General features: G+C 50.0%; 16 protein-coding genes. 8 read left to right on the top strand and 8 right to left on the bottom strand.

The annotated features are described in order from the left end of the window. Window positions 1-99 precede the first annotated feature (99 nt). The 4 genes from ACXAGC_RS19205 (at window position 100) to ACXAGC_RS19190 (ending at window position 5,016) form a co-directional block, all read left to right on the top strand. Window positions 100-819 carry a SapC family protein gene (locus ACXAGC_RS19205; RefSeq protein ID WP_474846410.1) on the top strand — a complete coding sequence of 240 codons (720 nt, stop codon included), beginning with the start codon at window positions 100-102 and terminating at the stop codon, window positions 817-819. 75 nt (window positions 820-894) lie between these two features. After that, the gene (locus ACXAGC_RS19200; protein ID WP_474846408.1) at window positions 895-1,929 is read left to right on the top strand and encodes a cupin-like domain-containing protein; all 1,035 of its coding nucleotides are present in this window, start codon (window positions 895-897) and stop codon (window positions 1,927-1,929) included. 9 nt (window positions 1,930-1,938) lie between these two features. Beyond that, a complete protein-coding gene (locus ACXAGC_RS19195) occupies window positions 1,939-3,435 on the top strand; it encodes a tryptophan halogenase family protein (RefSeq protein WP_474846406.1) in 1,497 nt (498 codons plus the stop codon). Window positions 3,436-3,453: 18 nt separating this feature from the next. Further along, complete coding sequence (locus ACXAGC_RS19190) at window positions 3,454-5,016, top strand: tryptophan halogenase family protein (RefSeq protein ID WP_474846404.1); 1,563 nt, start codon at window positions 3,454-3,456, stop codon at window positions 5,014-5,016. Here the strand turns inward: ACXAGC_RS19190 and ACXAGC_RS19185 are convergent. From ACXAGC_RS19185 to ACXAGC_RS19165, 5 genes are all read right to left on the bottom strand, one after another. Then, the gene (locus ACXAGC_RS19185) at window positions 5,006-5,104 is read right to left on the bottom strand and encodes a DUF3703 domain-containing protein (protein ID WP_474846444.1); all 99 of its coding nucleotides are present in this window, start codon (window positions 5,102-5,104) and stop codon (window positions 5,006-5,008) included. The genes ACXAGC_RS19190 and ACXAGC_RS19185 overlap by 11 nt on opposite strands. A 54-nt stretch (window positions 5,105-5,158) precedes the next feature. Continuing rightward, window positions 5,159-6,439 (bottom strand): SO_0444 family Cu/Zn efflux transporter, encoded by a 1,281-nt coding sequence (locus ACXAGC_RS19180; RefSeq protein ID WP_474846402.1) that lies wholly within the window; start codon window positions 6,437-6,439, stop codon window positions 5,159-5,161. After that, entirely contained in the window at window positions 6,436-6,861 is a 426-nt protein-coding gene (gene zntR / locus ACXAGC_RS19175) for a Zn(2+)-responsive transcriptional regulator (RefSeq protein ID WP_349584671.1), read from the bottom strand. Before zntR ends, ACXAGC_RS19180 begins: the two co-directional genes overlap by 4 nt. A gap of 175 nt (window positions 6,862-7,036) precedes the next feature. Further along, window positions 7,037-7,894, bottom strand: a complete 858-nt coding sequence (locus ACXAGC_RS19170; protein WP_474846399.1) for a patatin-like phospholipase family protein — start codon at window positions 7,892-7,894, stop codon at window positions 7,037-7,039. 101 nt (window positions 7,895-7,995) lie between these two features. After that, complete coding sequence (locus tag ACXAGC_RS19165; RefSeq protein ID WP_474846397.1) at window positions 7,996-9,588, bottom strand: ABC-F family ATPase; 1,593 nt, start codon at window positions 9,586-9,588, stop codon at window positions 7,996-7,998. A gap of 386 nt (window positions 9,589-9,974) precedes the next feature. Between ACXAGC_RS19165 and ACXAGC_RS19160 the strand changes: the two genes are divergently transcribed. Both ACXAGC_RS19160 and ACXAGC_RS19155 read left to right on the top strand, forming a co-directional pair. Beyond that, a complete protein-coding gene (locus tag ACXAGC_RS19160; protein WP_474846395.1) occupies window positions 9,975-12,641 on the top strand; it encodes a family 16 glycosylhydrolase in 2,667 nt (888 codons plus the stop codon). Between the two features lie 63 nt (window positions 12,642-12,704). After that, window positions 12,705-15,647, top strand: a complete 2,943-nt coding sequence (locus ACXAGC_RS19155) for a TonB-dependent receptor (protein WP_474846393.1) — start codon at window positions 12,705-12,707, stop codon at window positions 15,645-15,647. Between the two features lie 75 nt (window positions 15,648-15,722). On the opposite strand, the gene ACXAGC_RS19150 is transcribed toward ACXAGC_RS19155, so the two are convergent. Next, window positions 15,723-16,229 (bottom strand): M48 metallopeptidase family protein, encoded by a 507-nt coding sequence (locus ACXAGC_RS19150; RefSeq protein ID WP_474846391.1) that lies wholly within the window; start codon window positions 16,227-16,229, stop codon window positions 15,723-15,725. A 186-nt stretch (window positions 16,230-16,415) separates the two neighbouring features. On the opposite strand from ACXAGC_RS19150, the gene ACXAGC_RS19145 reads away from it, so the two are divergent. After that, entirely contained in the window at window positions 16,416-18,785 is a 2,370-nt protein-coding gene (locus ACXAGC_RS19145) for a fatty acid cis/trans isomerase (RefSeq protein ID WP_474846389.1), read from the top strand. Between the two features lie 64 nt (window positions 18,786-18,849). On the opposite strand, the gene ACXAGC_RS19140 is transcribed toward ACXAGC_RS19145, so the two are convergent. Further along, window positions 18,850-21,672, bottom strand: a complete 2,823-nt coding sequence (locus ACXAGC_RS19140) for a hypothetical protein (protein ID WP_474846387.1) — start codon at window positions 21,670-21,672, stop codon at window positions 18,850-18,852. A gap of 230 nt (window positions 21,673-21,902) precedes the next feature. After that, a complete protein-coding gene (locus ACXAGC_RS19135) occupies window positions 21,903-24,407 on the bottom strand; it encodes a glycoside hydrolase family 3 protein (protein ID WP_474846385.1) in 2,505 nt (834 codons plus the stop codon). A gap of 150 nt (window positions 24,408-24,557) precedes the next feature. On the opposite strand from ACXAGC_RS19135, the gene ACXAGC_RS19130 reads away from it, so the two are divergent. Then, window positions 24,558-25,889 carry a GH1 family beta-glucosidase gene (locus ACXAGC_RS19130; protein WP_474846383.1) on the top strand — a complete coding sequence of 444 codons (1,332 nt, stop codon included), beginning with the start codon at window positions 24,558-24,560 and terminating at the stop codon, window positions 25,887-25,889. Window positions 25,890-25,894 lie beyond the last annotated feature (5 nt).

Below are 25,894 nucleotides of genomic sequence, written 5' to 3'. Positions count from 1 at the left end.
GGCCTTAATCCTTACAAACATGACATTGCGCCTGACGGGGTAGCGCGATAACATCCTGCGTATACCTTTCGCTCAACCCGCAGTAACGGGGACCAATCTATGTCTAAACCAGCTGTTCTGAATAACGTCGATCATAAAGATCTGAAAGTTAATACCCGTCCGGGTGCTTTTTCCGGCCATCAGGTAAACCGTACCCGTGTATTCGCGTCTGAAATCAGCGAGCTGCACAAAGAGTTTCCGCTGGTATTTTATAAAGATGCCGACAGTGGTGAGTTGCAGATCCACAGTATTCTGGGGCTCAGCAAAGACGAAAACCTGTTCCTGAGTGAAGACGGATGGACAACCCGTTATATTCCTGCCGTGCTGGGGCGCGGACCATTCAGTATTGCCTATCGCGAATCTGATGATGCCGCACCGGAACCGTTTATTTGTATTGATATGGACGATCCCCGAGTTGGCGAAGAAGGTGAAGCGGTCTTCCTGCCAATGGGTGGCGAATCCGGTTATCTGAATTATGTAAAAAAGGCACTGCAGACTATTGAAGCCGGTGCCCAATACAACAAAACTCTGTTCACGCTGGTGGAAGAGATGGATCTTCTGGAGCCGGTGAACATTGAGATTAAGCTCAGCAATGTAGAGCAGGTGAATTTCTCCAACTACTATTCTGTCAATCAGGAAAAGCTTTCTCAGCTCGACGGTGACAGTCTGGCAAAGTTAAGTCAGTACGGTATGCTTGGCCCGCTTTACTTTATTTTATCTTCACTGGGTAATTTTCAGCGTTTAATTGATCTGAAGAACGCAAAATCTGCGCTGATTTAGGTACAGTGCTGGTCCGGATTGTCAGTGCCGGCTGGTACTGACATTTAAGCCGCTTTTTATTAACGGACGAAAACAATGGTTACACCTTCCCGACAAACCGTAACAGTGTGGGAAGGCATCACACCAGATGCCATCCCGTTTGATGATCTCTTCGCTCTTAACCAGCCGGTTATTCTTAAGGGGCTGGTAAACGACTGGCCAATGGTTAAAGCAGGACGGACATCCCCCCTTGATACCATGCAGATGCTGGAAGATAACTACAGCAATAAACCCATGCTGGTGTATCGCGCACCATCAGAAATTCAGTCCCGCTTCGGATACAACGATACCTGTACCGGATTTAATTTCTCTGCAGAACGGTCAACGATCCCCGATGTGTTCAACACAATCCGTAGTGAGCTCAGTGAACAGGAACATGAATACCTGTACGTTAACTCTCTGGTGCTGAAAGAAGGATTCCCTGCACTGGCAGACGGTCATTCTCTGGCGTTTACCCATCCTGAATTTGAGCAAAATCCGGTAGTCGCTAAAATCTGGCTGGGAACAGAATCTGTAGCTGCTGCGCATTTTGATCAGCCTAAAAATCTGGCCTGCTGTGTTGTGGGCAAACGACGGTTCATGCTGTTCCCGCCGGAACAGGTGGAGAACCTTTATCCCGGGCCGCTGCATCCTACGCCGGGCGGTCAGGTTGTTACGCTGGCGAATCTCGCTGATCCTGACTTCGATAAGTTCCCCCGCCTTAAAGAGGCGATGGACAATGCGTGGATTGCTGACCTGGAACCCGGTGACGGCCTTTATTACCCCAGTATGTGGTGGCATGAAGTTACGGCATACGACCGTTTTAACGTAATGGTTAATTTCTGGTGGATGACCACAGAGCGTCACAAAGGCAATCCCATGGATGTGCTGTTACACGGCATGATGAGTTTGCGTGAAAAACCAGAGCAGGAAAAACAAGCCTGGAAGGCGTTGTTTGATTATTACGTGTTTGGCGATGCGCAGCGTGTTCGTGAACATCTTCCGCCGGAGTGCCGTGGTGCGCTGGGGGAGATGGACGACATTAACGCCAGGCGTTTGCGTTCCATGTTAATCAGTAACCTGAACCGGTAAGGAGCAGGCGTGAGCGAAAATAAGAAAACAAAAGTTGTTATTGCCGGTGGTGGTACAGCCGGTTGGCTGACTGCATTCAGTCTGGCTACCAGACTGGGAAATTTACTCGACATTACGCTGGTTGAATCCGACCAGATCGGCACCGTGGGTGTAGGGGAAGCCACTATTCCCACCATGCGCAGTTTCCATCAGTTGATGGGCATAAACGAACAGGAATTTATGTCTGCCACCCAGGCCACATTCAAACTGGGCATTCAGTTTGAAAACTGGGGGTGTAAAGATGAAAACTATCTGCATTCCTTTGGCGAAATTGGTCAGCGTGCCTGGATGGCAGAGTTTCACGCCTTCTGGATGGCGGCAAAAGAAAGTGGCTACAGTGCAGGACTGGACGACTTCTGTCTTGAACTGAAAGCCGCCAGAGAAAGTAAGTTTGCCCTTGCGGCGGGTAAGAAACCACTGAACTATGCCTTTCATCTGGATGCCACTGCCTACGCCGCCTGGCTGCGTAAAAAGAGTGAAGCCGCCGGTGTGAAACGCATTGAAGGCAAAATTGCTGCAGTGGATCTTCACAGTGACAGTGGCAACATTACGGCATTAAAGCTGGAGACGGGCCAGGTCATAGCCGGTGATGTGTTTATTGACTGCACTGGCTTTCGCGGACTGCTTATTGGTGAACACCTGGGTGTTGAGTACGAAGACTGGAGTCATTATCTCGCAGCCGACAGCGCTATTACTGTGCAGACTGAGTCCGTTGAACCACCTTTACCTTACACCCGTGCTATTGCCCACGAGGCCGGCTGGCAGTGGCGTATACCGCTGCAGTCGCGCACCGGTAATGGCATTGTCTATTCCAGTCGTTTTCTCAGCGATGAAGAGGCTGAAAAGACACTGCTGGCAAACCTTGACGGCAAGCCCCTGACTCAACCGCGGAAACTGAAGTTTAAAACCGGAAGACGGGTAAAGGCATGGCATAAGAATTGTGTCGCCATCGGTTTGTCCGGCGGCTTTCTGGAGCCTCTTGAATCAACCAGTATTCACCTGGTCACCACGGCACTTATCCGTCTTATGAAGTTATTTCCGTTTTCGGATAATTTTGGAATATTAGCCGAAAGGTTTAACCAGGAAACGGCGGTTGAACTTGAAACTATCCGGGACTTTATTATCCTTCATTATCATCAGACTACACGTGATGACAGTCCGTTCTGGAACCACTACAGGACAATGGATGTGCCCGGTTCGCTGAAACACAGACTGTCGATTTTTCGTGAAAATGGTTATGTGTGGCCTGACGATGTATCGCTGTTCAGAGTGGACTCATGGGTACAGGTTATGATGGGGCAGGGACTGATGCCCGGAAGCTATCATCAGGCCGGTAAATTGCTTCCTCCTGAAGGACTGAAACAACAGTTAACAGCATTAAAGAATCAAATTGATAACCAGTTGGCGCAATTGCCGCCACACGCACAATTCATAGAGAAATATTGCCCGGCAGGGAAGGTGGGTTAATTTTCAGGAGACTGGAAAATGACGAACCGTGTTGTAATTGTAGGTGGTGGTGCCGCCGGATGGCTGACAGCAGGCATCCTGGCCGCGAAAAATGGCGAAAAATCCGGATGTACCCATCCGGTTCGCATTGAACTGGTTGAATCTCCCAACGTTAAAAACCTCATGGTAGGCGAGGGCACCTGGCCTACCATGCGGGATACTCTCCGCCAGATTGGCATATCTGAAAAAGACTTCATGCAGTTCTGCAATGCCGGGTTTAAACAGGCTTCTAAGTTTGTGGGCTGGCAATATGGCAACGGAGAGCATTACTATCATCCGTTCACTACACCGGCTGGCTATGGCGCGGTGAATCTGTCGCAATATTTTCTTAAAAATCGTCCCGGTTCTGATTTTGAAACACTGGTCTGTGCCCAGGGGGCTGTGTGTGAGCAGTCACTTGCACCGAAGACGCTGGCAACGCCGGAATTTGCTTTTGCTCTGAATTACGGTTATCACCTCAACGCCGGTAAATTTACCGAAATGCTGCGTTTGCACTGCACGCAGAAATTAGGTGTGGTGCATACCACCGGACATGTAGAACAGGTTAATGGTGCGCCGGACGGTGATATTGCTTCAGTGACATTGTCGGATGGCCGTGTCATTGAAGGTGATTTGTTCATCGATTGCAGTGGTTTTAAAGCATTATTGCTGAACGGGTTTTATAACGTTCCTATGGTGTGCAGGCGTGAACAGTTGTTCAATGATGCTGCGCTGGCACTTCAGGTGCCTTATCGGGATGAAAATGCGCCGGTAGCTTCTGCAACCGTAGCAACGGCACAAAAGCACGGTTGGATTTGGGATATTGCCTTGTCCGGCCGCCGGGGTATTGGCCATGTGTTCTCCCGCCAGTACTGCTCGGCAGATCAGGCTCAGGATGCACTGATGCAGTATGTGAAAAATGACCCGCATCTGGATGCATCAAAAGCAGAGCCCCGGTTAATCACTTTTGAGCCTGGTCACCGTTCGGTGTTCTGGCACCGCAACTGTGTAGCCATTGGCGTGTCAGCCGGATTCGTGGAGCCTCTTGAAGCAACAGCGCTGGTGCTGGTGGAAAAATCTGTTGAATGGATAAGCCACCAGTTTCCCCGTTGCCGCAATGCCATGACGGTACTGGCTAAACGTTATAACGAAATTACCCACAGCCGGTGGGAAGAGATCATCGACTTTATCAAGCTGCATTATGTGTTGTCGTCCCGGGATGACAGTGAATACTGGCGTGCTCACCGCGATGCAGCCTCAGTGCCGCAAAGCCTTAAAGATTCCCTGGCACTGTGGCAAACCCAGCCGCCCTGGCTTTACGAGAGCGATCGCCGTCTGGAGCTGTTTTCCTCAGCCAGTAAACAATACGTGCTGATGGGCATGCAATCTACATTCGGTGAGGCATGTACAGGCCTGTCGCAACATGAAATGCGGGTGGCCGATAAGGCTTTAAATGATGTGCGACGCTCGACAGAGCAATTGCTGAATGGCTTACCTACCAACCGCGAGTTTTTGTCACGGCTGGCAGGCGCAGTTAAAAAGGACTGCAGGGCTACCGCTTAGCCCCCGCAATTTTTTCAGCCAGAGCCTCAGAAACAGGCATCGGCTTAAACGCACGGACGTTTCCGCCGCCGGTGTTACCGGCGAACAGACATGGCGATGTTTTTTGTAAAATTACCCATGTGATGACTTCCTGTTCAGTTTCTTAATGACAGCTGCTTTGCATATTATTGCCGGAAAACCACTTGTCCTTCGCTGCCTGCCAGCTGTTACGTAACATCAGTGCGCCGAGCACTACCGCACACAATGCGTAAAAGGCATTTACTGTTTCGCCGTGATGGTGGGCTCCCTCACCGGTGGGGATAAAAGATTGCCAGTTAAATGCCTCCACCGCCGCATTCAGCAGGTAACCCAAACCGATGCTGGCTGTGAGAATGCAGAACAAATAGATGATAAGAGAGCGGCGGCCGAGTTCGCGGCCAATCATGCCCATGGTAGAAATATTGGTTGCCGGACCTGCAAGCAGAAACACCAGGATTGCACCGGGTGACAGGCCGGCAGACAGAAAGCCAACGGCAAGAGGCGTTGATGCCGTTGCACAGATATACATAGGGATCCCAATCAGCGCCATGACCAGCATAGCCAGAAAACCATCGCCCCATTGGGTCAGAAAAGATACCGGTACCCAGGTCTGAATGGCTGCAGCCAGCGTAAGGCCAATGAGTAACCACATGGTAATATCTTCCAGTAGTTTACCTGTAGCGAACTGCCAGATTTGAACGACTTTATTCTCTTTTTCTGATTCGGCCTGAGTTGAACTGCAACAGGAAGACGCTTCTGCAGGTACCGGTGTAGTGACTTTCGTGTCACAGCAACTACTTTGCGCAGCAGGCTTTCCGGTATTTAGCGCAGCAGGCTTTTCACTGCTGCAACAGGATTTAACTGGCGCAACCACTTCAGTTTTTGAAGCACAGCAAGACGATACCGGTTCCTGCACCGGTGCTTTACTGCTGCAGCAACTGTCCTGCTCAACCTTTTCTAAAGAAGCCGGTGAAGACGATATGGCTTGGTCGTCCCTCACAAACCACTTCACCACTAAACCGGTATAAATGGCGCTGAAGATGGCAGCAACAGGACGAACCACAGCGAATACGGGGCCGAGCAGGGCGTAAGAAACCGATATTGAATCTACCCCTGTTTCCGGTGTGGAAACGAGAAAGGATGCTGTGGCCGGCTTCGAAGCTCCGCTTCTTCTTAATCCCAGTGCGGCGGGAATGACTCCGCATGAGCACAGTGGTAATGGTGCACCAATGAAGGCAGATTTTATCACCGCCCCCACACTGTTCTTACCCATATGTTTCTGCAACAAGCTCACGGGGACGAGCTCGTGCATTATGCCGGCAACCAGTAAGCCCATGAGTAACCACGGCGCTGATTCCATAAACAGACCAAAGAAATTGGTGAGCAATAGCGTTATATCGTTCATAGCGGTTTTTCTGAGTCCAGTAGTTGTAGAATCGTGCAATGCTGAGCACTTTCAGGGCCGCCATCGCACAAATTATTCATTTGAAGCAGCGACTGACGGATACGCTCCAGTTCATTAATTTTAGCTGTTACTTGCTGTAGCTTTTGTTCGGTGACTTTCTTCACTTCACCGCACGTGTGGGTATCAGGATGCAGTTTCAGCTCCATGAGTTCGCTGATTTCATTCAGCGTAAAACCCACCGTTTTAGTGCGTTGGATAAATAAGAGCTTTTCCACATCATCTTCAGAATACAGGCGATAACCTGCATCAGAGCGTTCGGAAGGCGTAAGCAAACCCTTGCTCTCATAAAAGCGGATGGTGTCGTTACTCAGGTCAGTCAGGCGGGCCAGTTCGCCTATTTTCAGCAAGTCTGATTTTTTCATAGTGCTTACTATAAACCCTGGAGTTAACTCCAGAGTCAAATGTTTTTCAAAAATATATAGAAGCAGGATTAGCGTTGCCGGGGATTTATAGATATCAGCGATGATATAAAGGGCGCTGAGTTGTTGCACCTTAACGCCCTGAATGAACCTTAGATTTATTTGAACAAGCTTGAATTCAGCTAATTCTGGAATACTGCTTCTTTAATTTATCCGGCAGGTAGGCCATTGTCGTGTTGTAGCCGGTTTCGAATAACGCTTCTTTGTCAGCGCCATTGGCATCAAAGTCCACGGCGGAGACCTCGCCGGTATCAATCAAAATAGTGCGCTGCCAGAATTCAGCGTGTACGTACTCCCTTGCCAGTGCCGACATAAAAGTACGGATTAACAGCATGACATAAGTGGGCAGGGCGAAACGGGCTTTCTTCTTGCCGAGGTTCTCTTTTTTCTGACGGCTTTGCAGGCGGAAACAGACCGAAGGTGTGCCGTCCTGCTGCCAGTCACGAAACAGTGCGTCCTCAGACAGTACCGCGCCGTCCACCAGTAATTTATCTTCGAATTGTTTGAAGGCAAAAATGAGGGGGATCGACATGGAAGCCCTTACTGCAGCGGAGACTTTCACATCCGGCGTTTCTGTTGCATTAAACAGCGCCGGACCACCGCCGTTCACATCTGTGGCCAGAATATGTAAAGGATAGTTGATGGTTGAAAAGGTAACCCCGTCGAGCTGCTCATCCAGCCATTGCTCGAAAATATCTCCCGATGCCAGACCGCCTTCACGTAACAGTCGCCACAAAGAAAAATCAGCAAACTGACGAAAGTCAGTATTCAATGCCAGATGTTTCATTTCGGTTACTGTGAAGCCCCGTGCGTACATTGCCGCAATGATAGAGCCGCCGGATACGCCCACAATAGTGTTGTGTTTTACGTTAAGGTCGTCGAGTGCCTGTAATATACCTATGTGAGCAGGCAGCCGTGTACCGCCGCCGGATAAAATGGGAACGATTTGCTTGGGGAATATTCTGGATACAGACATACACCATCACCTTTTTCACCTTATACAAAGCATAGTTCAAGGTTGAAAAAGGCGACAGTTTCCGCTGTGTGATAAGCGCTTTTCAGTTATTGAATTTAATACTAAACAGCAGCGCTGTGTGCAAGGAACTCTTCGTAGGTACCTTCGAAATGATTGATTTTCTGATCTTTAATTTCGATAACCTGGGTGGCCAGTGAAGAGACAAATTCACGGTCGTGACTGACAAAAATTACAGTGCCGTCGTAGTTTGCCAGAGCATTATTCAGTGCCTCAATAGATTCCATATCAAGGTGGTTAGTAGGCTCGTCCATTACCAGTACATTGATATCCTGCAGCATTAACTTGCCAAACAACAGACGGTTTTTCTCACCACCGGAGCAAACACTCACTTTCTTATTGAAATCATCAGAGGTGAACAGCAAACGACCCAGCATGGCTTTAACCTGCAGATCATCATGCTTCGGTCCGCGCCACTGGCTCATCCATTCAAATAAAGTCAGATCGTTGGCAAAATCACGGTTGCTGTCCTGAGGAACGTAACCTACTTCAGCGTTTTCAGCCCACTTTACCACGCCCTCATTGGCGTCCAGTTCGTTGATCAGACATTTCAGCAGGGTGGTTTTGCCGGCACCGTTTTCACCGATAATGGCCAGGCGGGCTCCCGCTTCTAAAAGCAAATTACCGTTACTGAAAAGTGGCAATTCAGGGAAGCCGTGCCCCAGATCTTCAAGAGTAATCGCCAGACGGTGCAGCTTCTTGTGCTGTTTAAAAATGATGTATGGCTTACGGCGGCTGGACGCTTTAATTTCGTTCAGCTCAATTTTCTCAAGGCGCTTTGCCCGTGAAGTTGCTTGCTTAGCTTTTGAGGCGTTAGCTGAGAAGCGGGCTACGAAACTTTGCAGCTCTTCAATTTCTGCCTTTTTCTTATCATTTTCATGATGGAGCTGTTCCAGCGCAGCGGCAGCGGCTTCTGAGAAATCGTCATAGTTACCGGGATAAATACGCAATTCACCGTAATCGATATCGGCCATGTGAGTGCATACGGAATTTAAGAAGTGACGATCGTGAGAAATAATGATCATCGTAGACTTGCGCTTGTTGAGCTCTTCAGCCAGCCAGTTGATGGTGTAGATATCGAGGTTGTTAGTCGGTTCGTCCAGCAGCAGAATTTCCGGATCGGCAAATAACGCCTGTGCCAGCAACACACGGACTTTTTTACCCGGCGCTACCTCTTTCATCAGACCAAAGTGATAGTCTTCCTCAATGCCTGCAGCAATTAAGATATCTCCTGCACGGGCTTCGGCGGTATAACCGTCCATTTCAGCAAAACGGGTTTCCAGATCGGCTACACGCATACCGTCTTCTTCACTCATGTCCGCTTTGCTGTAAATCTCGTCACGTTCCTTCTTCACTTCCCACAGTTCGTTGTCGCCCATGATCACAGCATCAACCACCGACATTTCTTCGAAGGCGAATTGATCCTGATTCAGGATCCCAAGCTTGGTGCCTGGGGAGAGTGATACGTTCCCGGCGGAAGGGGTGAGCTTGCCGCTTAAAATTTTCATGAAGGTTGACTTACCACAGCCATTCGCGCCAATCAGGCCGTAGCGATTGCCGTTACCGAACTTAGCGGAGATATTTTCGAACAAAGGCGCAGAGCCAAACTGCATGGTGATATTGGCGGTGGTGATCACAACAAATTCCCGGAAAACAAAATAAGAGGTACACGTGAGTGCATTCAAGGCCGCGCAATATAAAGAATCCTGCCGGCCGTGTCGAGGTTAAACTGGCTAAAAGTCGCGCAATAGCGCACCGGTGAGTCAATCTGTCACGAAGGTGACTGAAATGTTAAAAAAATGAGAATGGCATTGACCTTTATTTGACCGTGTCGTAATGTAATGAAAGCGCTTTCATAGTCGGCGGGAATGGAATTCAATCGCGCTCAACTGAACAGTGCTTTCTTTTTGAGAAGATTTGTAAGCGCTTACAAAATTAATTCGACCACACAGACGGGACGAAAACTAAAAACAAATTTCCGGCACCGCCTGCTTGCCGGAAGTTGAAAACAGGGCTGAACACAATGACTAAAACATTTTTACAATTGTCGCGGCTGGCGGCCGCGATATCGGTCACAACCCTTGTGGGATGTGGCGGTGGCGCCACCACAAATACGGACGTGAATATTGTTGAGCCAACGGTACCGATAACAGACTGGGAGTTGGTATGGAGTGATGATTTTGACGGGTCTTCTATTGACGGAAATAACTGGACTCATGAAGTCAATTGCGCCGGTGGTGGCAACAACGAATCCCAGTGCTACACCGACAGTCCTGAAAATGCATTTGTCTCTGACGGAACGCTAAAAATTGTCGCGTTACCCGCCGCAGAAGGGGCGGAGAAGCCTTACACATCAGCCCGACTCGTTACACAGTACAAAGCAGACTTTAAATATGGCCGTTTTGAAATGCGCGCAAAGCTGCCCTCTGGTCAGGGAAGCTGGCCGGCATTCTGGATGATGCCTACCGATTCTGTTTATGGTGGCTGGCCGCGAAGTGGTGAAATCGACATCATGGAAGCGGTTAATCTGAAAGCCATGGACGCCGACGGCAACCCGGAAGCCAATATTCACGGTACCCTGCATTACGGCAGTGAGTGGCCGAATAACAAATACAGTGGTAAGGCCTATAAGTTACCGGACGGCGCTAATCCAGCTGACGATTTCCATACTTATGCGGTGGAATGGCAGGAAGGCGAAATTCGCTGGTATATGGATGATTACCTGTACGCCACACAGCGAAAGTCAACGGTGCGTTACAACAGCAAAGGCGAAGCGACCGGTCTGGCGCATCGTGGCTGGTACACAGAATATTTCGAGCAAACCACCGGTGAGCTGCAGAATTATTACACCAATGCCCCTTTCGATCAGGAGTTTTTTATGATCCTGAACCTGGCGGTGGGCGGCGACTGGCCATCCAACGTGAACGAGCTGGGCATTGATGCTGAAGCTTTCGCGGAAGGACAAACTTACGAAATCGATTATGTGCGTGTTTATCAATGTTCAGCCAATCCGGATACCGGTAAAGGCTGTGAAACTGTGCGCCCCGGCTATGACTCTACAGATGATGCTCTGGTAGAAGGTGAAGCGCCCATTCCTTCACCACCTTCCAGCGGTGTGGCACAGAACCTGACCATCTTTGGTGGTACCGATAATCCGAACTGGCCAGCATGGGACTGCTGTGGTGGCTCAACGCCTGCCATCGTCGACGATGCCGAAAAAGGTGACGTTTACGAATTCTCTATTGGCGCAACACCTACTGTGATGGGGTTCGTCAGCCGCAGTACTTTCATTACCGATCCGGGCGGGCAGGCAACCCCTTTTGACGGTGCGCCTATGTTGGAAACGGGTAGTGTAAAGTTTGATCTGAAAGTCACGTCGCTGCCTTTAGATGCCAGTGCTGCCTGGTTGTTCAAAATTGAAAGTTCAGAAGGATCAACCGCTGTAGAGTTTCCACTGGCAACCGGCTACACGGGCCCGAATGAATCTGCCGGCGATATGCCGGAAGAGGGCGTGTGGGAAACTTATGAATTTCCGCTTTCCATGCTCGATGAAGCTGGTCTGGATGTGAGCGCCATTGACGTCATTATGGTGTTCCCTGCCTGGGGCGCGGGTGACGGAGCAACTTACCGCCTGACCAACGTGGAAATTTCTGCAGAATCCAGCTACCCGGAACTGGTGATTTTTGAAGATGCTACAAACCCTAACTGGCCTATGTGGGACTGCTGCGGCGGCTCAACCCCCACAGAAGAAATGGATGACGATGCCCACGGCCTGACCGCTGAATTCCGTATCGGTGCCGAACCTACTGTAATGGGCTTTATTACCCGTCCCGCTGACGGTGGCGGTGACACCCCGTTCGACGCCACTGCACTGGCAGACGGCGGCCTGCTGCAGTTCGATATGCGTGTTGTGAGCTTGCCAAACGATGCCTCTGCAGCCTGGTTATTTAAGGTGGAATCTAACGGTGCTTCTACGGCCATTGAATTACCCATCACAGAAAGTGTGGAAGGGGAAGCACCGGTTGAAGGCGAGTGGCAAACCTATACCTTCCCCATAGCTGACCTGCAGGCCGGTGGCCTGGATATCAGCGCCATTGACGTGATCATGGTGTTCCCGGCCTGGGGGGCCGGTGAAGGTGCGGCATATCGTATCGACAACATGAAACTGTACCACCCGGATGCCGGTGCGGCTGCAGGTTTAACCCTGTTCGCTGATACCGCAGCGGATATGTGGAGCGTATGGGATTGCTGTGGCGGTTCTACTCCGACAATCGAAGCCGATGATGATGCCCACGGTGACGTAGCCGAATTCCGTATCGGCGGTACCCCGACGGTAATGGGCTTCCTGGCAGATGAAGAGGTGTCTTTCGATGCTTCAGCACTTCTTACCACAGGCGCGGTTCGCTTTGAAATGAAAGTGACTTCTATGCCTGCTGACAGCACAGCCCCCTGGCTGTTTAAGATTGAATCTACCGGTGCTGCTACTGCCGTTGAGTTGCCGCTGTCGGAAAGCCTTGAAGGCGTCGATCCGGTAGCCGGCGAATGGCAAACCTATACCTTCCCGCTGCAAACGCTGTCTGATCTTGGTCTCGATGTGTCAGACATCAACGTGGTGATGGTGTTTCCGGCATGGGGACAGGGTGACGGCGCGGTTTACCGCATCGATAACGCAGAAATTGCAGCGCAATAACAAAGCCTCCGGTGAAGCCATACCGGCTCGCCGGAACAATTGATTATGATGAGTAGGTCAACTATGAAAAACAATACATTTAAAAAGACCCGGGTCGCCACATCAATGGCTTTGTTACTGGGTACAACAAGCATGTTCAGCGCGCAGGCACAGGAAGCTGAAGCCGCTGCTGACGAAAGCATGGAAGTCATTCAGGTTAAGGGGATCCGCGGCTCACTGATGCGCTCTCAGGACCTGAAGCGCAATTCAAGCGGTGTCGTAGATGCCATTTCTGCTGAAGAACTGGGTAAATTCCCGGATACTAACCTGGCGGAAGCGTTACAGCGTGTCACCGGCGTAACTATCAGTCGGGCAAACGGTGAGGGTAGTCAGATCACTGTGCGTGGTTTTGGCCCTGAATTTAACCTTATCACCCTGAACGGCCGTCAGATGCCGGGCACCGGTTTTACCCGTTCTTATGATTTGCAGAACCTGTCTTCGGAAGGGGTAAAAACCCTGGAGTTGCAGAAAACTGCACGGGCGGAAAACCCCAGTGGTGGCTTAGGTGCTACGGTGAATATTCTGACCATGCGTCCTATGGATAATCCCGGTCAGCAGTTCTCGGTGTCGGCTAAAGGCATTATGGACACCTCTAACGAAGAAGGCAGTGATATTACGCCTGAAGTAGCCGGCGTGTTCACTAACACGTTTGCTGACGATATGTTCGGTATCGGTATTTCGGTATCTCACCAGGAACGTGATTTCCGTCAGCAATCTGCCAGCATCCAGGGTTGGGTGCTTGTGCCTGACCAGGATTTGCCCGAACTGGACCCGTCCATGGTGGTGGATAACCGTTCCGTCATTACCGATGCGGCATTCTTTCCTAAGGATCTGAACTTTGGCTTTGCCGATGTTCAGCGTGAACGTACCAATGCACAGGTCACGTTCCAGTTTCGTCCTACCGATAATTTCACCGCAACCCTGGATTACACCGCATCAGACGCCGTCACCGGCACTAACAGCTTTGGCTGGGGGATCTGGAATAACTTCGGGCCTAATATTAATGCTTATGAACTGGACGAAAATGGTACCGCGTTGTATGCCGATATTGCCGGTGACGACGGTTCTGCTACAGCCAGCCGTAACACCACCGAAGTGAACGCCCGCTCACTGGGTGTAAATCTGGAGTGGCAAATCACCGGTGACTGGGAAGTGTCAGTGGATTATCACGACTCCTACAATCAGATTGATAACGGCAAGGACAAAGGGTTAGGGGGCAGTGGCCAGGTCATTCTTGGCTCCGATCAGCTGATCTCCAAAGTGTATGATTATCGGGAAGGTGATATTCCCAGTTATTACATCAATTGGAATAACGGCACCAACGAGCTGATGCCCGGTGAAATTGATTCTAACTTCAGTCAGTTTACCCGCAATCAGGGCCGTTCGGATATTGAGCAGCTACAAATCGACAGTACCTGGTACAACTCGGTTTTTGACAGCATTCCGCTGGTGAAAGTCGACTTTGGTTATGCCCGTACCGAACAGTCGTTGGGTGCAACGGACGCCTGGGGTGGTTTGCGTGGCGGACCCGGCTTCAGCCCGTCCTATACCGAAATTTTCCCGGACAGCATGTTTACCCGCCATGATACCGGTGATTTCCTGGATGCATTCAGTGGCGGCGGTGATGCGCTGAATCCGAATTACTTTTACACCTACAGCTTTGACGAAGCGATCACCCGGCAGCTGGCTTACCTTACGGCAGACGTGACCGGTGACAGCAATGTTTACTCCATCGATCCTTTCTTTAATGCGCCAACGGTGAATTTTGTTGAAGAGATCACCGATTCTGTTTACGTACAAACCGAGTGGGATTTTGATATTGGTGATTTCTATGTGCAGGTGAATGCCGGTGTGCGCTATGAAGAAACTGAAGTGCCCAGTTCCGCGCAGGTGCGTGTACCCACACAGGTAAACTGGGTCGCACCCTCTGAGTGGATCACTGAATATCAGTCGGAACTTATCCTGCAGGATTTCACCGGTGAATATGACATTCTGCTGCCCATGTTCGACATTAAAGTGGACGTGACAGAAGACGTGGTTGCCCGTTTCTCCTGGGGTAAATCGATTACCCGTGCGCCTATTGGCTTGCTGCAAGGTGGTCGTGCATTTAGCGGCAGCCCCAAAATTGGTGCCCGTACCGCCTCTGAAGGTAACACCAGCCTGAAACCTTACGAGTCGCAAAACCTCGACTTGTCAGTGGAATGGTATTACAGCGAAGACAGCTATGCCTCCGTCGGCTTATTCCGCAAGACGGTGAGTGAGTATATCGAAACCACCGGGGGCGATCAGACCTTCGAAGGGCTGCGTGATATTTACCAGGGACCGCGGTGGAACGAAGCCGTTGCGGCTCTTGAAGCTGATGGTGTGCAGGCCACAGACAGTGCCATCTTCCAGTATTTCCAGGATAACGGCTACGCTAACGCAGAAGGTGTTGTTGAGCCAAACGCTGATGATCCACTCATCACGTGGCGTGTGACCAAGCCGCGAAATTTGCCGGATTCCCGCACAGTGGATGGTATTGAACTGGCCGTTCAGCATACTTTCGGTGACACCGGTTTCGGTGTGGGCGTGAACGGTACGCTGGTCGACGGTGATGTGAAGTATGACCCCTATATTCTCGAAAGCGGTCAGAACCCGCTGGTGGGTATCGGTGATTCTGCTAACTTCCAGATGTTCTATGAAAAAGAAGCGTTGTCGGTAAAAGTGACTTATGCATGGCGTGCAGGCTATCTGCAGGGCATGGGGCAGGCACAGGGTTCATCTGATGTACCGCCAACACAGGCAGACTCTTTCGGTCAGTGGGACTTCAGTATCAATTACGATTTCAACGAACATTTCACCGTGTTTGTTGAAGGCGTGAATGTAAATAACGAGACTGAACGTGGTTACGGCCGCTTTGAGGAACAATTCCTTTACGCCCGTCAATATGGTCCGCGTTATACCCTCGGTGCCCGGTATACGTTCTGATAAAAATAACAGGACCACATGAGTTCAGGCCGCATTGCATTTTGCTTTGCGGCCTTTTTTATATGCAAAGCCTAATCAGAATACTTTTCCGTTAGTGTCCATTTCGGTGAGATAAACCCTTACATCAAACTCTAACTGGTGGTAGTCAGGCTGCATATGGCGGCAAAGCTGATAGAACGCCTTGCTATGATCTTTTTCTTTAAGGTGAGCCAGTTCGTGCACCACAATCATGTTCAAAAAGGGCTCAGGCGTATTTTTGAATAAATCGCTGACCCGCAGTTCGTTCTTACTTTTCAGCTTCCCGCCCTGATTTCTCGCTACATAGGAGTGCAACCCAAGCGCGTGATTCACGATATGAATTTTACCGTCGTAAATGACTTTGCTTAAAGGTTGGGTTTTCTTCATGTACCGGTTTTTTATGTCCATGGCGTACTCACGCAAATCACGGTCATTGTTGATGTTGTGCACGGACGGGTAACGGGAGCGAAGCCAGTCGCCCAACTGATTGTTGTCGATGAGGTGGTGGATCTGATCCTGAAGATGTTGAGGGTAATGAGATAAATAGGTCAGTGGCCGGGACATGATGAATGCATAAAATAATAGTGTTGCAGCCAGTATACAGCATGATTAACCGCTCACCATGCATCCGGCTTTGAGTTTGCGGGTCAGCGGCTGAATATTAAACCTTTGACAGGATTTCACTATGGATAGATGGAGCAGGAGTAAATGGGTGGTAGACTGTGCGCCGGGCATTACGGGAAGCGAAGTATGAATTGGTTTAGTAAGGGGAAGGCGGCATTGGTGCTGGCTGTTTTAATCGCCGGTGTGGCAATCTGGCAATGGTCTGCAGCAGAAGCGCCACTATTTGATAACCCTGATACGGTTGTGACGACAGAACCCTTACCTGCACAATTCTTTGAACATGAGGTCAGCCCGGTTTTGACGAAGCGTTGTGTGGTATGTCACGCTTGTTATGACGCTCCCTGCCAGCTGAAAATGACAGCGCCGGAAGGTATTGCCCGCGGAGCGAATAAAGAGAAGGTTTACGAAGGTACCCGCTTAACTGCCGCCCAGCCGAACCGGTTATTTATCGACGCACATTCTGAAGACGCCTGGCGCAAGCGTGGTTTCTTTTCTGTTTTACCTGATGAAGACAGCGACGTTGTGCAGGAAACGCAAACCTCTGTCCTGGCGCAGATGCTGTTATTAAAGCGGGCCAATCCGCAACCTGATACCACCCACCTGGGAGACGGTTTCGATATCAGCTTAAACAGAGAGCAGCAATGTCCGACACTTGATGAAATGGGGCGTTATATTGCAGATCAGCCTCTTGGGGGCATGCCTTATGCCTTACCGAACCTGAATGCTGAAGAAGAACTGACACTGCTAAGATGGCTGCAGCACAATGCACCTTTACCTGAATCTCCTTCGTTAGACGAAAAGACTGTTGCTAAAGTATCGGAGCTGGAAACGTGGCTGAATGCAGATAACAACAAAGCGAAATTATCTGCGCGTTATATTTATGAGCATCTGTTCACCACTCATTTGTATTTTGACGGCCTGAGTCCCGAAGGCGAAACGCCGCAGTTCTTTAACCTGGTGCGGTCAGCCACGCCGCCGGGCAAACCGCTTGCGGTAATCGCAACCCGCCGGCCCTTCGATGATCCCGGCGTTGATAGGGTGTGGTACAGGCTCCAGCCTGTGTTCTCAACCATTGTCAGCAAAACCCATCAGCCCTATGTGATTAATGATGATTTACGGGCTAAATGGCAGGCCTGGTTTGTGGACGCGGACTTTGATGTGCCGGCATTACCCTCTTATAAACCGGATGTGGCGGCAAACCCTCTCACGTCCTTTACTTTGTTACCGGTGAAAAGCCGGTACCGTTTCATGCTGGAGCGGGCACAAAATACCATCATGGGATATATCAAAGGGCCGGTCTGCCGTGGCCAGGTCGCACTGAATGTCATCAATGACCGTTTCTGGGTGTTTTTTGTCGATCCGGAAGTCGCGGCTTCAGAAGAGCTTAATGAATTCTATGCCTCCCAACGGGAAAATCTGCATCTGCCGGCAGAAAAAGACAGTACTGCGTTGGCGGTAAGCTGGGTGAAATACGCCCGTCGCCAGGGCGAGTACATGCGTGCCAGAACGACATTTCTTAATGAAGCGTTTACGCAGGGTGAACACCTGAGTTTACAAAGTGTCTGGGCCGGCGACGGCAAAAATACTAACGCCAGTCTGACCGTATTTCGTCATTTCGACAACGCCACCGTGGTGAAAGGCATGGTGGGTAACCCCCCGAAAACCGCATGGGTGATTGATTACGCACTGCTTGAGCGCATCCATTATTTGCTGGTGGCCGGATTTGATGTGTATGGCAATTATGGTCATCAGTTGATGACAAGGCTCTATATGGATTTCCTGCGAATGGAAGGAGAATCGAATTTTCTCACATTACTGCCACCAGAAACCCGCCGTACCCAGTTAGCTGACTGGTATCAGCACGCCGGGCCGGAACTGACGGATTACATTGAGGGCGATATCAACAGCTTTGAACAGGACACCGGGATTGAATACGACACCGGTAAGCCAAAAGGGGAGTTGTACCGCCTTCTGGCTGCTTATCTCAAGCACGTTCAGCCGGAAAATACCGGATTACACAGTGATGTACTTAACGAAGAGCAGCTTGCCGCGCTGGCTACCATAGACGAATTACCTGCTCAGCAAGCCACAATCATGCCGGAGATCACCATGATTATGGTGCGAGATGACGAAAAACCGGAAGACTTCGACGTGTTCACTGTGCTGAGAAACAGCGCACACTTTAACGTAAGCAGCCTGTTTGAAGAAGATAAGAACCGTGACCACGCCAACGATTCACTGACACTGGTTCAGGGCTTTCTCGGTAGTTATCCTGATGTATTTTGGCAGGTTAATGCCTCAGATATTCCGCAGGTCGTTAAACAGTTAAATAAAGTGAAAAACGAAAGTGACTATCAGCGTCTGTTAGATAAGGTGGGGGTACGCCGTACCGACCCTGAATTCTGGTTATTCAGTGATGAGCTTATCAGATGGTCAGAAGCCCGTTATCCCATTGACGGCGGTTTGCTTGATTACAACCGGTTAGAGGACCGGTAAACGGGAAATGTAAATGGCAAACTTGTACTCAGTGCCCGCTGAGCGGGCACTGAGTGTTGTCAGTTTATTGTTCTGAAAAGGTTAAGGTGTAGCAGCGATGTATGCTGTCATCGACGGAATTATACATGTCGTTACTCCTGACCCACATACGCTTTGTTTCCGGCGTAATATTTTCCAGAATTCCGGTAGTTTGCCCCGGTTCCAGGATCACAGCGGATGACAGTTGAGGTGTAATCCCCTGAATGTCGGGACCATCGTTATCAGCAACCCAAATCGTCAGACCGCCGGGATTCGTGTCAACAGTTACTGTAACGTTCATGACTTTTTCCGGTTCCCCGAAACCGAATGCAGTCAGTGCAGTTCCGTTCACACTGGAGCCTATGGTAGTCTGCATACACATTTCTACGGGTGTACCATCGTAGGTTACCGGTTTATAAACAGGCAGATAATCTTCAATCACCGCGGCGCTGTTGATGTCAGGATTCGACAGACTGGCATAAAAACTTTCACCTTCAGCATTGCCGGACACACTGTTCACGCCAAAATCACTCAGTTCACCGTTACTCAGGTTTAACGATATTTCAGTTTCAAGTGCATCCAGGAAACTAAAAATGGTTGTGAAGTAATAAGCGCCGGAGTAGAACTCTGACTTTCCTTGTTTTCTTAACGCTGAGAAAACATGTGTGCCGAAGTCGTCAGCACTTTTGCCCTGAGAAACAAAGTACGACTGCAATCCGAAAAGAATATTGCCGGTACTTGCTTCAAACATCCAGCCCTTATTAATTTCAGTTACGCCGCCGCTGACAAAGTTGTCAGAAGAAGCACCTGAAGCAAAGGTATTGGTAACCAGTTCTTCACCTGTCACATAGTAGCTGAACCAGTTTGCGAAACCCTCCGCGAAGGCTGCCCGGGGATCCAGTGGGGTATTAATGCCATGCGTGCCGCCGGGAGAATCATTTCTGCCTGCAACTGAATGAATGTAATGTCCTATCTCATGAGCGAGCAATGTGTCATCGTACTCGTCTGTGTCGGCTGTGCTTTCACTGTCGACGTAAATGATTGTGTAGGGCCATTCGCCGGAATAGCCGGTTTCCAGCTCATTGTTCCTCCAGTCTCCGTCACCGGCATCATCCGGAGACCAGGCAAATAACAGTGGCTTGATGTTTTGTCCGGCTGGCAGCTGCCCGGACACACGTTCCAGAGCAGTACGGGCGACATTAATAATATTGAAAGCACCGGCAGTGCGGTCTTCACCAAGACTGCTGCCATCACTGTCTGCAGAAGCTGTGATTGTTAAGCCACTGGTGTCAGTGGTAAATGTTCCGGACGTGATCAGAAGTTCGTGTGGCGGTATCGGGTAGTAGGTCACCTGGTCTGTCAGATCACTTAAACCCGGTGTTCCCGTATTCACCACAACTATTTCAGCATTATCCATTTCAAAAGAGGGGATGAGTTTGATATCCAGTTGAGCGTCCGCCGGAACTAACAGCTCAAACGAACCGTCTGTTTCAACTTCCGTTCTGGCAACCGTTGTTCCTGCTGAGTCTGTGGCGATGACAGACGCACCGTATGCCGGTGAATTAAACATACCTGCGTGATCCAGTCCGGTTGTTGTTGCCGGTACTTTTTCGAAAAAAGCGTTGCCGGATACAAGAGAGCCCGACCCGCCAGCACGAATAGTCACACTAATTTCGCCCAAACCACCAAACTTATCCGCAGAATCAAGCCATGCGTACAGTTGCTCAAATGCGAAGTCTTTTCCGATAACGTCCGGCGCAGTGTAGGTAGCGACAATCCCATTGCCGGTATGAGTAGCAGAGAAACTGCCAACTTCTACATACAAGGGCCCCTCAATTAAAAAAAGTTCGCTTTCCGGATCAGGAATTTCTATGGTCTGAGTTTCACCGGCGGTCACATCAATGTTGTAGGTGACAGAGGTTTCGTATGCAGACGGAGTAACAGAAAAATCAAATGTATGCTGAAATTCGACATTGTCTTTTGACACTGTGACATCTACTGATGTATCAGTGTTTTGCTCCACACCCTTCACTTTAACCGTAAGTTCACTGTCTGTGCTATTGTGCGCATAGGATACCGGCGCACTGGTCTCTCCCCAGGACACTTCGTAATCTGAGAAGTTAATATCTGCCTTCAGCTTCACAATGCCGCCTGAAGCGACTCTGTCAGCACTTTGCGTAAATACAGGTGTCTCCAGGGGCATGTACAAAGATGATAAAGGCATGGAGCCGGATACTGCAAAATCATCAATCAGAGCGGTAATTTTGAGTGTGCCTTCCTGTTTAGCAGTATCGTATAACGCCTTAACAGTAACGGTGTCTGATGTAGTATTTTCCAGACTGAATCCGTCACTGTCTTCTACAGACCAGAGGACGCTGTCCGGGGTAAAACCTGACGTGTAACCAATGCTCAGTGAGTCTCCCATCGACAGGGTGGCGGAGCCGGTTAGTTCTACAGTTAAAGCACCTGCTGAATTTACAGACACAGTAATGGTTTCTGCGGTTGACTTGCCCGTGCTGTCGGTGGCGGTATAGGTTACAGTGATATCGCTGTCTTCCGTTACACCGGTTAAATCGAGTACGGCTTCAGTTTCTGATGAGGATATTAAACTTACATCTTCAGTTGAAACAGACCAGTCCCAGGAGGTAATACCATCAGCGTCGGTGGCTGAAGCACTGATAGTGATCTGTTCATAATTTTTGGCAGTGAGGCTGTCAGCGTTTAGCGTAACTTCGGGGCTGTCGTTTACCGGTGCAGGCGTCGAAGGAGTATTATCAGACGGGGTTTGCGGGCTGCTGTCGCTTCCTCCGCCTCCGCCACAGCCAGTGAGAGCGGCGGTGACAATAAGACATACTGCTGAATATTTCATTACATCATCCTTGTTATACAGGCTGGTGTGGCCGTTTCCGAACCAGGCATCCGTGCCTGAGTTTATTTTTGTAGGTAAAATCCAAGTCTAAGTTACTATCTAAAACCGCAGATAGCACTAATTAAGTGCATAAAATTTGTCTTATTCAGACTTAAGTTTAATGTATCGGACGCCTTTCAAATTACCCGCTCTGATTAAAAAGGTGATGAGCAAAGTGCAAAACTTGAGACCTACTCACATGCCAGCACCCTTGAGTGCTCTGGCGCTTGCTGAATAAACACATCGGCAAGGCTTAACGTTCCGCTACCTGATGTGCGCAGGGCGAAGGCAGTTGTCAGTGTGTTTATGTCAGGGGAGGCGAAACATTTAAGGGGCAACGCCAGTGACTGCCAGCTGTTAGCCTCTAAGCTCGACAGCGCCGGTGCGATATTGACGCCGGACGGGCAGGCTTCATCGCCGTCTTGCTGTTCAGAACACAAGATAACGAAAACATCATCTGAAAAAGGTTGCGAGACATTGACACTGAAAACCAGCGCACGGTTTTCTGAATGCGCATTCGACGCAACTAATTCAGCTTTTTCAGTGCGCGTGAAAGCAACACCGGCCGGCGTCTTTCCATCGAAGGTGACGGTGATCGCATCTTCCTGTACCACTTTGTCGCTGGTGCGGTAAGTAATGCTGTCGAAGGATTCAGCGCTGGCGGCAACAGTTTTGCGTTCATTGTTTGAGGTAAGCTGTAACGACCATGGCGCGCGGACGCCGCCCTGTAAAATGGCAACAGACTCTGCAGATTGTTGCTTCAGGCTTTCATTTTGTTCGTTCAGGTTGTCCGGCAGAACATTCTTGTCGCTGAAGGTTAAACCAAAACCATAGGGCAGGAGAGGGGCGTAATCATCATCTCCCACATTGGCTATCTGCAGGGGTGATGCCGGCCATGAGAAGGGCAGTTTACCTTTAAAATCATCATCGCCGAATAATACCTCTGCCACAGCCGCCCCTTCGGATCCCGGAAGCCAGGCAGCAACAAACGCATCTGAAGCATTCAGTTCAGCATTCACCCACATCGGCCTGCCAGAAACAAACACCGATACCACAGGGATCCCGTCTTCTTTCAGTTTCTTCAGTAAGGCTAAATCTTTCTGATTACCTGGCTGGTAGGCGAGCGTTTCTCTGTCGCCCACACCTTCTGCATATGGCTCTTCACCAAATACGACAATGGCCACATCAGGTTTGCTGCTATAGCTGCCATCAACTGACAGTGTGGCATTGCCGCCAGCTTGCTTTGCGTACTGTGAAATACCATCAAATATCGACGTGCCACCCGGGAAATCGTCATTGGTATTGTTCGTCCCCTGCCAGGTAATTGTCCAGCCGCCGGATTGCTTGCCAATGTTGTCAGCCGCATCACCGGCCACCAGAATGTTCGCGCTTGCAGACAGTGGCAACAGGTTTTGTTTGTTTTTCAGTAAAACCAGAGATTCCTTAACGGCCTGACGGGCGACTTTTCTGTGTTCTTCACTGCCAATCAGAGACTGTTTACCGGAAAGCGGGCGCTGTGCAGGGCTGGCTTTATCAAAAAGTCCTGCCCGCATTTTTACCCGCAGAATACGCCTTACCGCGTCGTCTAACCGGGCGCTGCTGATGGTGCCGTCTTTCACCTGTGCCACTGTATTGTGGTAAAGCGCCTTCCAGTCAGAGGGGACCATGTATATGTCCAGCCCGGCGTTCAAAGCTTGTGCGCAATTGTCGTTAGTACAGCCTTTAATCTGTCCATGCCCGTTCCAGTCGCCCACCACAAAGCCGTCAAACCCCATGCGGTCTTTCAGCACGTCTGTCAGTAAGTATTCATGACCATGTAGTTTTTTGCCGTGCCAGCTGTTAAACGATGCCATCACTGATTGTGCGCCCGCAGTGAGGCCGCCCACATATCCCTGGGCGTGAATTTCAAACAGGGCTTGTTCGGTAGCGATGTTGTCACCCTGGTCGTCGCCTTTCACTGTGCCGCCATCGCCAACGAAGTGTTTTACTGTACTGATCACCCGCTCGTCACCCAGGAAATCACCGGCATCAGCATGGCCTTGCAGGCCTTTAACCACAGACGCAGCATACGCTTTTACGATTTCCGGATCTTCCGAGTAACTCTCATAGGTCCGGCCCCAGCGATCGTCACGGACTACGGCAACCGTTGGTGCAAATACCCAGTCGATACCGGTGGCCATGACTTCCTGCGCCGTGATGTTAGCTATTTTTTCCATCAATGCCGGATTGTTCGCAGCGCCAAGACCAATGTTGTGGGGAAACAGCGTGGCACCAATCACATTATTATGACCGTGTACCGCATCTGTTCCCCACATGGTTGGAATCGTGGAGCCGTCTTTACTGTCGTCAACAGAAGCCTGATACATGGCTTCTGCCAAATCTATCCATTCCTTCGGCGTTGCATGTTTATTACTGCCGGGAAATGAACCTCCGCCGTTAAGATAAGAGCCAAAGCCGTATTGACGCATATCTTCCGGGGTAATACTGCCGATTTCAGGCTGGATCACCTGTGCGACTTTCTGCTCAACAGTCATTGACGCTAACAAAGCAGACACTCTGTCTTCCGTCGCTTGGTCCGGTTTAACGGCTATATCCAGGTGAGGCCAGACTGACGAACTGTCTGCGTTATCTGTGGAAGAAACACAGGCTGTCAGCAGAACGGAGGCAACGACCGTCGAGAGCAAAGTCTTTCGCATAATGTAAGAACCTTCATAGTTAGATTTGAAAGCGCTTACATTTTGTAATAATGTTATTTGAAAGCGCTTACATTTTTTCATGATAATTACACGAAGCGTTAACAAGTTCAATCCTGAATAATGAAACTGGTTTGCCTGCCGGGAACAGATATGAAAAAAATTGAGTTACCTGATGACAGCCCGGTGTGGCATCGCGATTTCCTGTTTGGCGTTGCTACGTCCAGCTATCAAATTGAAGGTGGCAGGCATCAGCGGGATGATTGCATATGGGATCTTTTTTGCAAAAAGCCCGGTGCCATCAGCGATGGATCTGACGGCGATATTGCTTGCAGGCATATCGAAAAGTGGCGGGAAGATGCTGAGCTTATTGCATTCCTTGGCGTGGATGCCTACCGGTTGTCTGTGTGCTGGCCCAGAGTTATTAATGATGAGGGAACAGTGAATGAGGAGGGGCTGGCCTTTTACATTGAATTGGTAACCTGGCTGCACGACAGAGGGATCAAAGTCTTTGTTACCCTTTATCACTGGGATCTTCCGCAATGCCTTGAGGACAAGGGCGGGTGGTTAAATCGCGATACTGTCCGGGCGTTTGCCCGGTATGTTGACATTGTTGCCAGCGCTCTGGGCGATAAGGTCTATGCCTGGGCTACCATCAATGAGCCTTTTTGTTCAGCTTATCTGGGATACGAAACCGGTGTGCATGCGCCTGGTATTACCGGTGTTAAAAATGGCAGACAGGCAGCACACCATATATTAATGGCCCATGGTATAGGCATGAAAACCTTGCGTGCCTGCTGTCCCGACGGCATTCATGGCATTGTGCTGAATTTTTCTACCTGTATTGCTGCGTCACCGTCTGCTGATGACATAAGAGCCGCTATTCAGGCTGATGCCTATCACAACCAGTGGTATTTGCAGCCGGTGTTAACCGGTGAGTACCCGGATACCCTGCTGTCACTGGCACCGGAAGAACGGCCTGAAATCCTGCCGGACGACATGGCGTTAATCCGTCAACCGCTGGATTACCTGGGCGTCAATTATTATTCGCCGACAGTATACCGGGATAATGGCAAAGGCAGCTTTATTGCGCAGCCACCCCGTGATGTACCGGTTACAGATATGGGATGGGAAATCCGGCCGGAAGCGTTCACTGAATTGCTGGTGTCGCTGCATCAGCGTTATCAGCTGCCGCCGGTTTATATCACCGAAAACGGAGCCGCGATGCATGATATCCTGGTCAACGATCAGGTGCACGACGACGACCGCGTCGCCTATTTTCACACTCACTTAAATGCGGTGGATGAAGCCATGCGTCAGGGCGTGGATATACGCGGCTATTTTGCCTGGTCACTGATGGACAATTTTGAATGGGCATTTGGCTACAGTAAGCGATTCGGACTGGTCTACACAGACTATGAATCCGGACAACGCATCATCAAGCAAAGCGGATTTGCTTATAAAGAGTTGATAACCCGCAAATAACCGGT

The sequence above is a fragment of the Alteromonas sp. AWJ4_197 genome (assembly GCF_056160285.1).
This window is presented reverse-complemented; position numbering and strand designations above follow the sequence as displayed.